This window comes from Microcoleus sp. MOSTC5 (genome assembly GCF_036701825.1).
Taxonomy (GTDB): domain Bacteria; phylum Cyanobacteriota; class Cyanobacteriia; order Cyanobacteriales; family Microcoleaceae; genus Microcoleus; species Microcoleus asticus.
Genome location: NZ_JAUBRK010000050.1, coordinates 1 through 14,859 on the forward strand (window position 1 = coordinate 1; position 14,859 = coordinate 14,859).

Here is a 14,859-nt window from a genome sequence, read left to right on the forward strand (position 1 = left end):
TTCATGGACTCCGACAGTTTGAATCCATCTTTTTGGGATGGAAACTAGCTCAGAATCCACTTCTGTGTACACGGTAGCGTGACGACGGGGGCGTCCTCGGCCAGAATAAGCTGGTGGGGCAGAGTATAAACAGCGATTAGAACGCAACCGGATTAACTTGTCGGCTGTGAGATCGGCGGTCTGCAAAACTAAACTGGCACAGCCATATTCCCGGTCAAATAATACTAATGGTCGTTGTGGCAACCCTGCTATCACTTGCTCTAACTGCCATGCCGCTTTACTGATGGGTGTATCCTTTCCTGGTGATTCGTTCGTGTCTTAAGGGTAAGGCCCAACTCCCTTGCGCCGAGGGTATCCAGGCAATTGTGCTGTAGCCCAAGCCGATTGCTATTGGTTTATTGCCATGAATGGTACTGGCTTGATGTTCATAGGTACGCTCCCTCAAGGTTGGTGCATCTGGTCTCACCCACGCTTGCGCGAGTCTACTGCTAAGATTGGTCTCTTTACTCCTGACATCTGCTGAAGATACAGTTTCATTAATTGCTCTCGGTCTGGCTGAGAGTCCTGTAAGGCTTCGGACACGCTTGACCATTTTCTTCGGAACAATGGGTTGAGTGCCATCTCTGTTAAACAATTGGCTTTTGGCGTGGTCATCACTGCATCCATCAGCTCAAAGGTGGCATCTTTGGCTTGACCTAGCATTTTATAGGCTTGTTGACGAAATTCTCTCAAGGCTTCACAATTCATGGCAGGCAGATTTGAGGTTTTTTGCTAATTCTCAATTTTCTGCCTTTAGGGAGCCTGTGCCAATCACAGGCTCCCTTTTCTTTCCCTTGTTAGTCTAAACTCCAGTAAATTTGATTTCCCCAAAATACGTCAATATACTTACACACAGAAAATCATTTAGGATTGCTCTAGATATAGAAAATCATTGAGGATTGCTATATTTAATAATTTACTAGCGGGTTTTACTTGCTGGCGATTGAAACAACTTCTGCTTGGGGATGAGAAGAAACCGGGAAAAAGCCTCCTTCGCGCATTTCTTGAATGCTCTCTTTAACCGCCTGAATGATGCGATCGATGTCTTCATTAGTGTGAGCGGTGGAGAGAAAGCAGCTACGACCTTCGGATATGAAAATACGCTTTTCGAGTAAGTGAAAAAGTAGCGGATCTATCTCAACGGATGCAGCAGCGCGAAATTGCGATCCGAAATTTACAAGCCAGACAGAGACTTCATTTTCTTTGAAATAAGCATTCAGGGTTTCAACTAGCTGCGAAGTTCGCTGATTCAACTGCTGCTGAAGGGTTGGGCCTTGACTTTTAAGATAGCGCAGCACGGAACGCGCAGCGGCCAGAGCAAGTGGATGCTTGCAAAAAGTGCCGGCAAAAATTGTTGTTTTTACCTGGGGGTAGGAATCATCGCCGTAGTTCCACAAACCGCCGTCAATTTTATCCATATAAGCAGCTTTTCCAGCGATAATTCCAATGGGCATACCGCCCCCGACAATTTTACCGTAAGTTGCAATATCTGCCTCAATGCCAAACCACGCCTGCGCCCCGCCTTGATGAATTCGGAAACCGGTGACCATTTCATCAAAAATCAGCGCAATTTCTGATTCTTTTGTTAATTGTCTGAGTTGGTGGAGAAATTCTTTAGGTTGCAAATCGAGACGGCGGCTTTGCACCGGCTCCACGAGAACCGCCGCTAATTCGTGCTGATGAGCTTTGATAATTTCCAGGGAATGAGGGTTTCCGTAATCCAAAAGTAAAACATCTTCAACAAAATTAGCGGGAATTCCTGGCGCTTTTGGAATGGTGCGTAAATCGCCATTTATATTTTTTACTACTGCGAGAGTTTGGTCAAAATGACCGTGATAAGAACCAGAAAACAAAGCAATTTTATTGCGTTTAGTTGCCGCTCTAGCTAATCGTAGGGCTGCCATTACCGCTTCTGTGCCGGTATTAGAAAAAGCGACGCGCTCCATCCCCGTCAGTTCGCAGATTAATTCCGCAACTTCTCCGGCAAGTTCTGCTTGTGGGCCAATTTGTACGCCGCGATCGAGTTGCTCTAATAGGGCTTCTTTAATAAAGGGCGGATTATGACCGAAAAGATTGATGCCCAATCCCATTGTGATATCGATGTATTCGTTGCCATCAACATCCCACATTTTAGAGCCGAGCGATCGCTCGGCGACAATGGGATAAAACATCTCCTTGACGGGAAAGCGAAACCCATTTGAAGCCCGATTGTCAGCGAGAACCGGACGGTATTGTTGCGCGAAATTCTTAGAGGTCTTTGTGCGATCGGTGTAGCGCTCTATCAGCGCCTTCATGTGTCTTTGCTGCAATTGTTCGTTCATTTTGAATTCTCCAGAGTTTGAGTCAGGTAGGGGCGCAATGCTTTGCGCCCTTACAGTTTTTAATTGCGGCTACCTATCAAGCCACAATCGGCGAGATAGGAAAAGTAAGTGCGAAACAGATTCGCATCCGCTTGCGGGCAGATAATGTCCGTTCCAGAAAGTCCCTTCAACGCCTTCTGGCAATCGAATTGCAGCGTGGCAGATTTAGCCATTTCTGCTTCCGAAACTTTTTCGGAGAAAAGACCGACAAGCGGATACAACGCATTTTCTGGAGAATATCCAGCGCGATTGATTATTTCTGCTTGCCAAGTCTCAGAAGAAACTTGTTTGATTGGATAACCCATTGAGCAAATCCAGCCAAGCAATTCACTCATCTGAAAAGACAGAGGGTTGACTAAATGAAAAGTCTTTCCAAGCAATTCTTTTTGCCTCGAAAGGTGAATTATCCCTCGGCTCACATAGTCAACAGGCGCTACATTCATCAGCTTATCGTCATCGGGCGCACATCCAAGTTGCACGCAACCAGCGATTAACCTGTACAGTAAATCGCTGGGATTGCAGGCCCCTGTTTTGCTGTCCCCAGAAATGCGGCCTGGCCTGTAAATGCTAACAGGAATGCCGCGCTCGCGCGCGATTTCTACTAACTTTTCAGCCACCCACTTAGTTTGAGTGTAAGCGCCTTTTAGACACTCTCCTGGAGTCAGTTCATCCTCCTCTCGCACCACCTTAATCCCAGATTCTCCCGTTGCCGAGAAAACGGAAATCGTAGAAATTAAATGGACTGGTTTTAGCTTACTTTGACTCGCCAATCTCAGAACTTCCTGCGTCCCCAAAACGTTAGCGGGTTTGAGAACAGAGTAGGGATAAGTAAACTTGACAAACGCGCCATTGTGGTAAATGACATCAATTTTACTGGCTAAAACTCGGAACTGCTCCTCGGAAAGCCCCAAAAGTGGTTGAGACAAATCTCCAGCAATTGGGATAATGCGATCGCTGCTGCTTTCATCCCAAATTAAATAGGATTCGAGGCTGCTTTGAATCCGCTTTTTAGCTGATTCTGCATCGGTAGAACGGACTAGGCAATAAATTTCTGCTTGAGTTTGTTGCAAGAGGTCGCGGAGTAAAAAGGCTCCCAAAAAGCCCGTCGCCCCTGTTAAGAGAATGCAAGCTGGTTCAGTTTTTGGCTCGCTCACTGGATTTGCAGAGCGAATTGTCGGATCTAAAACAACTTCAGCGTTAATATCGAAACTTGCAGTGCGATCGCCCGCAGAATCCGCCCCATGCTTCATCTCAATATTCTTTGCTAAAGCAGCGATGGTAGGCGCTTCAAAGAAACGGCGCAAGGGCAATTCCTTTTGGAAAGAATCTCTTACTTTTGCTAGCAACTGAGTAATCAGTAATGAATGTCCCCCCAAATCAAAGAAATTGTCATAAATTCCCACTTTTTCCAGCCCTAGCAGCTCAGCCCAAATCTCAGCAAGCATTTTCTCAATGGGAGTGCTAGGAGCGACAAAAGTATCTGCTAAATCGGCTCTCGCCGCCTCCGGCGCTGGGAGCGCCCGCAGGTCTATTTTTCCATTAGCCGTGAGGGGCAATGCTTTCAGTACGACCAAAGCAGAAGGAACCATGTAGTCGGGCAGTTTTTCTTTTAAAAATGACCGCAGCTCGTTAATAGCGATCGCTGATTCCCTCGCGGGTACAACATAGGCCACTAAACGTTGATTCCCAGGTTCATTTTCCAGTAGCAAAACTACTGCTTCGCGCACAGCGGAATGTTGAGATAGCGCTGCTTCTATTTCCCCCAATTCTATGCGGAACCCTCGCAGTTTAACTTGGCTGTCGATCCGCCCTAAAAACTCAATATTTCCGTCCGGCAAATACCGAGCCAAATCTCCTGTTTTATAAAGGCGATTTGAAGGTATAGCTAAGGAATCAGAAGAAAGAATGCCTTCGGCATTTATCAAAGGGTTGATGATGAATCTTTCTCCGGTTAATTGGGGTTGGTTTAGATAGCCGCGAGCTAAAGAAGCACCGCCGATGTATAACTCGCCGGACACGCCAATGGCAACTGGCTGCAAGTGCGAATCGAGTAAATAAATCTGCGCGTTATTGATAGGGCGACCGAGAGGAACTGTCTCAAAAATGCAATTTTCTCGGTTTTTGATGTGATAAGCCAGCACGCCTACGGTTGCTTCTGTTGGCCCGTAGTGGTTGAAAACTGAACAGTCGGGGGCGTATTTCTGAATAGTTTCGAGCAAATTCCAACTTAAGACTTCGCCGCCAAGGATTAATCGCTTTTTCGGCAAAACCTGCGCCGGATCAGAAGCAGTTAATAAAGCTTTTAGATGGGAGGGAACGATTTTGAGACAGTCAATGGAATGCTGTTGAAAGTAAGCAGCGATCGCCTCTGGATCTGTGGCGCGTTCCTGGGAAATTATGTGAAGGCTTCCTCCCGTACATAAAGCTGGAAAAATTACTGTATATCCTAAATCTGCTGCCAAGGTAGAAACGGTTGCGAAACTGGCCTCTGATGGCAGGTTTAGCCGTTCCTGAATGCTGTAGAGGTAATTGACGAGCGATCGGTGTTCAATTGCCACTCCCTTTGGCGTGCCAGTGGAACCGGAAGTGTAAATGACATAAGCTAAATTTTCACCAGAGAGAGGGGGAGAGGGAGAGGGGGAGACAGAGGGAATTTCTGCGTCTAAGCAAACGATTTTTGCCTGAGTTTTTGGCAATTTTTCGATTAGCTGTTGTTGCGTTAATAGCACTGCCACTCCGGCATCCTGCAACATCAAGGCGAGGCGCTCTTTTGGCATGGCCGGATCGAGTGGCAAGTACGCGCCGCCTGCTTTGAGAATGCCGAGCATTCCAGCGATCGCATCCACAGATCGCTCAGCACAAATTCCCACTAATCCTTCGGATTTAACTCCTAATTGTTGTAGGTAATGAGCGATTTGGTTGGCGCGGGCGTTGAGTTCTCGGTAGGTGAGTTGCTGATTTTCACAGATAACCGCAAGGCGATCTGGTACGCGATCGACTTGTTGCTCAAATAGTTGGTGAATGCACTTGTCTTTTGGGTAATCTTTCTGTGTTTGGTTGAAGTCAAATAAGACTTGGTGGCGGGCGCGATCGCTGAGAATTTCCAACTCGCCGAGAGCGGTTTCTGGGTGATTAGCTGCACTTTTTATTAAGGTGTAGAATTGCTCTGCTAAACATTGGATCGCTTGTTCCCCTATCAAGGCCGGATCGTAGTGAAACTCAGCGATGAGAGCATCCTCTCGGCGCACGCAGGAGAGTTTAACTTTGAAGCGATCGCCGCAGACATATTGCTGGTAAATCGAAAAATCTACGCCAGCCACCGCATACTTTTCTACTTGTTCCTCGAACTCAAAGCAAAATGGCAATCCAGCCGATCCGTTTATATCTTCCCGGTTGAAATATTCCTGCCATTTATAAGCCTCGCTTTGGGATTGCTGAATTTCCTGCCATAATTCCTGAAAGGTAAAATTTTCTTGCAGTTGGCTGCGAAGCGGTAAAAACTTGGCAAATAGACCGAGTGCTGGCTCTAATTCTTCATATTTGCGATTGTCGAAGGCGGTGCCCATAATGATTTCTGCCTTTCCCAACCGCCGCCAGAGCAACGTTTTCCAGCAAGCTAGAAAGAAAGCAGATATTGAGGTTTCGTAGCGGGCGATCGCTTCTATTTCTTCTAGTAAGCTCGCTTCTATTTTAACCTCAAAACACTTGGGTTCAAAGGCATCAGAAACGCCGATTGTTTTATTTTCAAAAGGCAATTTTAAACTGGCTAGCGCCGAGTAATCCCGCTCAGTCCAATATTTTTTGCCCTCTGCCGCCTCTTCATCCTCAATCAATTCATTCTGCCATTCCGAATATTGGACATATTGCACCACTTCGTCGGCGAATTCCTCACCTTGCAAGCAAGCTGCATAAGACTGGCTAATTTCTCGAATTAGATTTTTGAGGGTGCGGGAATCGGCGCACAGGGAAGGCAGGCTGACAAGCAAAATGTGCCTGTTTGCTGATAGAGAAATTAAGGATAAGCGCCAAATTGGATTTTGTTCAAAGTTGAAAGCTGAGCGCTTTTCGTTTTGAAAATTTTCAAGGAGTTTAGCCGCTTGTTCTGGCGGTGTCAAGCATTCAAGATTAACACTCTGCCAGGAAACTAAGCTGCGATCGTTTATCACTTGAATCGGAAATTTAATCCCTGAACGTCGCTGAAAGCTCGTCCGCAGAATTTCGTGGCGATCGCTGACTTTTTGCAGCGCTTCTTTTAAGGCATTTGGTTGGAGATTGCCCTGGATCGAAATCGCACATTGAGCGCGATAAGCGGGACTATCTTGTTGCAACAGCCACAGATATTTTTGTTGAGGAGAAAGCCGAAAGCCATTAATTGTTTGCATTGGTTATATTGATTAATGTTTTAGGAGCGCCAGGGACTTAAGTCCCTGGCTAATAGATCGAGTCCGTTAAAACAGGCTGTGGGAAAGGCTTTGAAGTGGCGACTACTGGTCATTCTCAATTCGTAGCAGAGTCGGCTAAAGCCGAATTTGGCGGGATAGAAGCCAGCTTTTTAATCTCTTCTTCACCGATCATTTCGCCCATTGCTACCACAATTTTTCGCGGTCCGACAAATGGGTTGCGACTGTGAGCAGCCAACATATTATCTAACATTAATATGTCGCCTGATTCCCAAGCAAAACTAACTGTTGCCTGCTGATAGACGGCCTGAATTTCTGCCATTACCGAGTCTTCAATAGGAGTGCCGTCGCCGTAATAAACATTGCGAGGCAGGTTTCCTTCTCCAAAGACAGATAATAAGGAGTTGCGGACGGCCGGATCTAAGCAGGAAATGTGGTGCAAAGGAAGTTGGTTAAAAAATACCATTTCTCCACTTGTGGGGTGCTTGGCGATCGCCGGCCTCCGCTTGCGAGTTCTGAGGTTATTTCCGTCTTTCCACTCAAATTCTATCCCCGCTTGACGGCAATATTGTTCCACCTCAGTTTTATGAGCCGTTTTGAAAAATTCTTGCCAGCTTACATCGAGTCCATCTGTGTAATTGCGGACGTACATCAGTTGCTTTTGGGCGAATTTTTCTCGGAGTTTGGGGTCGAGCAACTGGTAAACTTTCCGACAATCAACGATCGGGGTTTCGCCGCCTGTCTGCGCGGGTTGAACGCAGAAAAACCAGATTTTCATTGGCCAGCGGTGCAGGTGCGAACTTTCGTTGTGAAAGAAGATGGTTTGCTCGGCCGGATAAGGGGTCGAACCGTAAACTTTTCCGCCGATTCCTTCGCGCGGCAAATCTCCGTACTCGCCGAACAGTTGCGGACAAATCCCCAAGGCAAACTGCTCGAAAGTAGAAACTAAGGGCTCGATGAAGCCTCGAAACAAAATTGCACCGTGTTGCTGCAATTTGGTCTCGATCAAAGTTCGGTTGTTTTTCGCCCAATCAATGAGATCGACATCGCTGGCAGCGGGTTTAATGACTAGCGGGAATAGTTCCCCAGGCTGGAGAAATTCGGTTTTGATCAACTCGCCGTCTGGCAGAGTGACTACTTTCGGTTTAACACTCTTAAACTTGCTAAAATTCAGCTTTTCGCGCTTGACTTTTTGCATTGCTTGTTGTTCTTTTTCCACTTCCGTGAGAATTTCTAAGTTATTTAACCGAGTCTCAGGCTGCGCCACAATGCTGTTGAGTAAGGTTTCAAAACGGCTGGACATTTGCTCGATGGCGGCGGCCTCGAAAATGTCAGCGTTGTACTTCCAAGCGCCTGCAATTCCTTGCTCGGTTTCTCCCACGAAGAGAACTAAATCAAATTTCGCAATTCCGCTGTCAAGTTCTAAGGGAGTCAAAGTTAACCCGCCTAGCTCTAAAGCAGGCATGGGCATATTTTGCATGACGAATAAGACTTGAAAGAGCGGTGTTTGATTCAGGCTGCGATCGGGCCGCAATTCCTCCACCAATTTGTCGAATGGTAAATCCTGGTGAGCGTAGGCTTTTAAGGTGACTTCGCGCACGCGATCGAGCAATTCAATGAAAGTAGGATTGCCGCTGAGATCGCCGCGCAAAAGCAAGATATTGACAAAGAAACCAATCAGAGCCTCTGTTTCCAATTGGGTGCGGTTGGCGAGGTCGGTGCCAACCACCATGTCATCCTGATTTGTCGATCGATATAGCAGCGTTTCAAGAGCAGCTAGCAACGTCATAAATAGGGTGACATTTTGTTGGCGGCTCAGCTTGTTGAGCGCTGCTGAAAGGTTTGGGGAAAGCTGGAAAGGTTGAAGGGCAGCGCGATAGGTAGAAACAGCGGCGCGCGGTTGTTTTGCAGGCAGTTGCAGCACTGGTAAGTGATTGCCTAAGTGTTGCTTCCAATAGGCAATTTTTTCTTCTAAAACTTCCCCAGAGAGCCAGTTTCGCTGCCACACGGCATAATCGGCGTATTGGATTGAAAGTTCGGGAAGTGGGGAGGGTTTGCCAGTGCAAAAAGCTTCGTAGAGGGTTGCCATTTCCCGCACGAGTACCCCGAGAGACCAGCCATCTGCAACGATGTGATGGATGGTTAGCAATAAGATAAATTCTGTGTCGCCTAACTGTAGCAAAGTGACTCGCATTAATGGCCAGTTTGCTAAGTCAAAAGGTTGTTGCGCTTCCTCGGCGGCGAGTCGCATAGCTTCTGCTTCTCGCTGAGATTGAGGAAAGTGCTGCAAATCTATAACTGAGAGGGCGAAAGTAGGTTCGGGAATTATCAACTGAATGGGCCGCCCTTCCACCGCGCCAAAAGTTGTCCGCAAGGCTTCGTGGCGATTGATAACTGCTTGGAAACTGCGCTCTAATGCTGTCAGGTCGATCGCACCTTTCAAGCGCACTGCTGCGGGGATATTGTAAGCCGGATCGCCCGGTTGCAACCGATCGAGAAACCAGAGCCGCTGTTGTGCGAAAGAAAGGGGCAATTCTCCATCCCGCGAGACACGCTCGATGGGGGGTGCTTCCAGTTTTTGCTCGCTGCTGCCGATTTGGGAAATGCAATCGCTCAAACTTGCCACTGTTGGCGATTCAAATAAGACGCGCAGGGGCAATTCAATTTTAAACGCTTCTCGCAGGCGCGCGATCGCCTGAGTAGCTAATAGGGAATGTCCTCCCAATTCAAAGAAGTTATCCTCGCTGCCAATTCCCTCGACGCCTAACACTTCGCTCCAGATGCCAGCAACCATTTCTTCCACAGGCGATCGCACCGCGGAGATCGCGCTTTTTTCCGGTGCAGGCAGCGATCGGCGATCCACCTTTCCATTCGGCAAAAGCGGCAGCGCCTCCAGCAGCACGAAGGCTGAAGGCACCATATACTCCGGCAATTTTTGTTTTAAATCGCCGCATAACTCATCTGCAAGGCTCGACGATTGAAACTCTGAAAAACTGTTTTCTGCCTGGTGTCCAGCGATATAAGCGACTAGACGCTTGTTGCCCGGGCTATCTTCCCTGACGATAACTGCCGTCTCCCGCACCGCTGGATGTCGCTCCAATACAGCCTCTATTTCTCCTAGTTCGATGCGGAAACCGCGAATTTTTACCTGGCGATCGATGCGCCCTAGAAATTCGATCGTTCCATCGGGAAGCCACCGCCCTAAATCTCCGGTTTTGTACATTAAATCTTTGTCAATTCCTGGCAGCGGTTTTGCCGTATTTGGAAAGGGATTTTCAACAAAGCTTAATTGAGTATTCTTTTCATCTTTCCAATAGCCCTCGCCGACGCCAAATCCCGACACGCAAATCTCTCCCGGCACTCCGACGGGCACTAACTTCATCTGAGAGTCGAGGATGTAAAGATTTAAATTGGCGAGGGGTTGGCCAATGGATAGCGATCGCTGATTTTCCGGCAAAGGTTTTTCAATAATTGCCTGCGTAATATCGTCAGCCGCTTCTGTAGGGCCGTAAGCATTGACAACGCCGATAGAGGGATACAGGCGCAACCACTGATTTGCCAACTCTACCGAGACGGATTCTCCCGTTACCATTATCCATTTTAAATTGGGGAACGCTCGTTGCTGCGGCGATAATTTTGAAAGATAGTCTGTCAATCCTCGGACAACGGTGGGAACGAGTTCGACGAGGGTTAATTTTTGTTTTTGAATGACTTCAAACAATTTTTCTGGATTGTAAATTGTTTCCGCGTCGGCAATTACGGTTTTTCCGCCAATTAAAAGAGGCGCTAAAAATTGCCAAACCGAAATATCCGATGAAGCGGGAGCGCTTTGCAAAAAAGCAAATTCTTCAGTCAATCCCAGCGCCTCAAATTGGGCGTAAATGTGATTGAGCGCGCCGCCGTGTCGGATAATAGCTGCCTTGGGCAATCCGGTGGAACCGGAGGTATAAATTGCGTAAGCTGGATCGGTTCCGCGATTGCTAGTTTCTAAATTGGCTGCGGGCAGTTTATCGAAATCGCGGCGATCGCATATCTGAACCTCGGCGGCGATCGTTGCGCCCTCCGGCTTGACATCTAAACAAGCCAAATATTTTAACTGAGGGCAATACTCGATTTGGCTTGCCAAAATCTCTAAAAATGAAGAGTCTGTTAAGAGAAGCGGCACTTCGCTGTGAGAAAGCATATAGCGAATTCTCTCCGCAGGATAAGTGCTGTCAATGGGAACGTAGACTCCCCCCGCCTTTAAAATAGCGAGAATAGCGATGAGAAAATTCGGACTACGTTTTTGCAGAATTCCTACCAGTTGTCGATTTTTGACTCCTAAACTTTGCAAAAACCTGGCGACTTGATTCGCTTTGGCGTTCAGTTCGCGATAAGTTAACTGAGTTTCTTCAAAAACAACAGCTATTCGATCGGGCGTTTTTTCGACTTGGCTTTCAAATAACTCGTGAATCGTTCGATCGACAGGATACTCTCTAGCATTGTCGTTAAAATTTTCTAAGAGCTGGCGGATTTCCGATTGGCTTAAAAAACTAAGATCCGCAATTTTTAGGTGAATGTTGTTGGTGACGTTTTCCAAAAGATTGACATAGTGTGCCGTCAGTCTTCTGATGGTTTCATCTTTGAAAAGCAAGCCGCTGTACTCAATTTTGCCGACAATCCGATTGCCATCGACTTTCAAAGCAATTGTTAAATCATTGCCGAGTTCCGCCAGATCGCTTGCAGAGTGAATGTTTTCCCATAAAACCGCTACGTCAAAAATTGGACAGCGACTCTGAGTTTCAGGAAGTTTTAACAACCGCACTAATTCTGCAAACGGATAATTTTGGTGGCTGTAGGCAGCGATCGCAGTATCTTTGAGTTGCAGCAGAAACTCTTTAAAAGTCAGTTGAGGAGTTACAGTAGAGCGCAGCGGAACCGCTCGATTAATTAAGCGATCGCTTTTTTCTGGGTTATAAACCGGCGAGCCGACAATAACATCCCTATTGCTCGTATATTTGTGGAGCAGTATTTTAGCGGTAGCGAGGAGAATTAGATAAATTGACAAATCGGATTTTTTCGCCAACTTAAAAATCGCTTCAGACAGTTGGCTCGACAGTTCAAATGCTACCTCTCGCTCTTGACCGCTATCTAGCACAGGTCTTACATAATCGGCTATCAAAGTTGTCTCCGGCAGTTCCCCGGAGAGCTTGTTTAACCAATAAATTTGTTGAGACAACAAGTTATCAGAAATGGGGGTAAGCGGCCTGATTTGATTGGCTACGGCTATCATCGATCGTCTCCTCACATTAAAAAAATTGGAAAAAGTTATGGCAATTAGGAATTCAAGCAATCGGACAAGGCTTGTTTGAGAATCAGGCAGCCTTTTTTCAAAATCGGCCATTCTATAGTTAGCGGGGGCAAGATTTTGATCGCGGTATCATTTCTCCCAACTCTTTCGACGATTAATCCCAACTCGAAACACCGCGAAGTGACCTTTTTAGCAAAACTGGCACCGCCAAACTTTACCAAATCAATGCCCCAAATTAAACCAATTCCTCGGATCTCTATTTTTTCGCTGATGGGGGCGATTTCTTCGGCGAGGAATTTTTTTAACAAAAACTCTTTCACTTGTACTTCTGGTTCAAGGCGGATATTCTCTCGATACTCTAGAGCAGCGGCAGCTCCTACGAAAGCGAGTTGATTTCCCCGAAATGTACCCGTATGTTCGCCCGGTTCCCAAATATCCAACTCAGGTTTAATCAACAAAAGCGACATCGGAAAGCCGTAACCGCTGATCGATTTGGAGAGGATTACCATATCGGGAACGATATTAGCTCTTTCAAATGAGAAGAATGGCCCTGTCCGCCCGCAACCCACTTGAATGTCGTCGCAAATTAATAAAATGTCGTGGCGATCGCACAAGTCTCTGAGTTGTTGCATCCACTCGACGGGCGCGACAATTACTCCGCCTTCAGCTTGCACCGTTTCAAAAATAATTGCCGCTGGTTTTTCGATTCCAGAATTGACATCATTTAGGACTGCTTCGATATAACCGATAGTATTAAAACTTTCCATGAACCCATAGGGATAGGGCATAAAAGTGACGTTATTTGAGGTTACGCCTGCCCCCGCTCTCGCTGCGAGATTGCCAGTCGCAGCTAAACTGCCTAACGTCATGCCGTGATAGGCTCCCATGAATGAGAAAATGCCCGGTCTTTTCTTGATTTTTCTGGCTAATTTCAAAGCTGCTTCAACGGCATTCGTTCCCGTTGGGCCGCAAAACTGAACTTTATAATCCAGCTTTTTCGGTTCTAAGACAAACGAAAAGAATTTTTCTAAAAATTCTTTTTTGGCTGAGGTGTGCATATCTAATCCGTGCGCGATCGCGTCCGATTCCAGATACGCTATTACTTTATGCTTGATATAGTCATTGTTGTGTCCGTAATTCAGCGCCCCTGCCCCTGCTAAAAAATCGATATATTCCGCTCCTGTTTCGGAATATATGATAGAATCTTTTGCCCGATGGAATATATCAGGAAAATTTCGGCAGTAGCTTCTGACATTAGACTCGCGACTTTCAAAAATATTTGTTTGCTGACTTGGCTTTTGTAGGGCGATGCGATGCATGGCAACTTTCTCACTCTAGTTAATTTGTTAGTTAGGCGGCGGACAATTCAAAATTAAACGTTACTTCTCTTTCCAGACTTAACGTCATGGGATACTCGCGATCGATCGGCAACAGCAAGTCCTTCAGGAGCGCGTTTGGTTGCGCCAAGAACCCCTGAATCAATCTCTCGAAATCCTCCAGAATGTGAGTAATTGTGGCTAGCTCGAAGCGGCGGAAATCGTAATTGATGCCGATACAGAACTTGAGATCCGGATACACGGCAACAGTCAGGGGATAGTTAGTCTTGTAAAAATTCGGCGCATTGGAGAAAATCGTCGAGTTCGAGATTTCTAGACGGCCTTCCCATTTTTCCAAGAGTGAATCCACAGGCGCGTTTTCATACACCAAGATACTCTCGAACAAAGGCCTGCTTCGCGGCACTTGACTCCACCCTTGAATATCAACTAGCGGACTCCACTCGTACTGGCGCATTTCCAGTAATTGTTCTTGAAGCTGCCTCAGCCAAACTAGCAGAGATTGGTCAGAAGCTACCTCGATCCATACGGGCAAGCTGTTAACAAATAGCCCAATTAGCGGCTCGTCTTGTAGTAATTCTACTGGGCGTCCCGCCACCGTACATCCGTAGACGACTTTGCGATCGCCGCTGTAGTAACTGAGCAGCATCGCCCACGCTCCCTGAAAGATCGTACTTAAGGTAAGCTGGTGCTGCCGCGAAAAAGATTGCAGCGCTGCTGTAGTTTCTGGCGATAAATAGATTCTCTGTTCGTCGTATTTTTCCTCTGAATTGAAGGCGCTGCTAGCATCTAGATTGTTGAGGGAAGTAGGCGCTCGCAATTCTCCGAGCGCCTGCCGCCAGTACATCTGGGCTTTCGCTACGTCTTGTTTTTGCAACCATTCGATGTAGTCTCGGTAGGGAATGCTGGGCCCTAAATCTACTTTTTTCCCCTCACAAATCGCCTCGTAAATTTGAAGCACTTCCGCGAGAATCGTGGGGATTGACCACCCATCCATCACGATAAAATGTCTGCTCCAAATAAATTGGTAACAGTTGTCAGCGAGGCGAAACAAAGTCAGGCGCATCAAACACTCTTGGGAAAGGTCGAACCCTAAGGCGCGATCGCTATCCAGAAAAGTATTTAATTGCTCCTCCTGTTCCGCAGGATTTAGCCCCCGCCAGTCGTATTGCTCTAAGGGAACTGTTACTTGCTGATATACAACTTGTAACGGTTTGTTGATATCTTGCCAGAAAAAGCCTGTCCGCAAACTCGCGTGCCGGTTCGCTACTTGCTCCCAAGCGCTAGAGAAAGCCTCAACGTTGAGATTTCCCCGCAACACAAAGGGCATTTGGAAAAAATACAGTCCCAATTCCGGAGCGAATAAGCTATGAAAGAGAATGCCTTTCTGAATCGGCGAAAGTTCGTAAATATCCTCAATGTTTTCTACTTTCATG

Annotated in this window: 7 protein-coding genes; all 7 read right to left on the reverse strand. The window is 46.8% G+C overall.

What is annotated here, in order from left to right; translation table 11 throughout:
* Nucleotides 1-255: hypothetical protein (locus tag QUA54_RS24235; RefSeq protein ID WP_333416636.1), on the reverse strand; the 255-nt coding region annotated here is incomplete at its 3' end.
* A 207-nt stretch (nucleotides 256-462) separates the two neighbouring features.
* Entirely contained in the window at nucleotides 463-747 is a 285-nt protein-coding gene (locus QUA54_RS24240) for a hypothetical protein (RefSeq protein WP_333416637.1), read from the reverse strand.
* A 221-nt stretch (nucleotides 748-968) separates the two neighbouring features.
* Nucleotides 969-2,360 (reverse strand): aspartate aminotransferase family protein, encoded by a 1,392-nt coding sequence (locus QUA54_RS24245; protein WP_333416638.1) that lies wholly within the window; start codon nucleotides 2,358-2,360, stop codon nucleotides 969-971.
* A gap of 59 nt (nucleotides 2,361-2,419) precedes the next feature.
* On the reverse strand, nucleotides 2,420-6,781 hold the full coding sequence (locus tag QUA54_RS24250; protein ID WP_333416639.1) for an amino acid adenylation domain-containing protein: 4,362 nt from the start codon (nucleotides 6,779-6,781) through the stop codon (nucleotides 2,420-2,422).
* A gap of 115 nt (nucleotides 6,782-6,896) precedes the next feature.
* The gene (locus QUA54_RS24255) at nucleotides 6,897-12,071 is read right to left on the reverse strand and encodes an amino acid adenylation domain-containing protein (protein ID WP_333416640.1); all 5,175 of its coding nucleotides are present in this window, start codon (nucleotides 12,069-12,071) and stop codon (nucleotides 6,897-6,899) included.
* Nucleotides 12,072-12,115: 44 nt separating this feature from the next.
* Entirely contained in the window at nucleotides 12,116-13,408 is a 1,293-nt protein-coding gene (ectB, locus tag QUA54_RS24260; RefSeq protein ID WP_333416641.1) for a diaminobutyrate--2-oxoglutarate transaminase, read from the reverse strand.
* A 31-nt stretch (nucleotides 13,409-13,439) separates the two neighbouring features.
* Nucleotides 13,440-14,858: a condensation domain-containing protein gene (locus tag QUA54_RS24265; protein ID WP_333416642.1), complete on the reverse strand. Its 1,419-nt coding sequence runs from the start codon at nucleotides 14,856-14,858 to the stop codon at nucleotides 13,440-13,442.
* Between the last annotated feature and the right edge of the window lies 1 nt (nucleotide 14,859).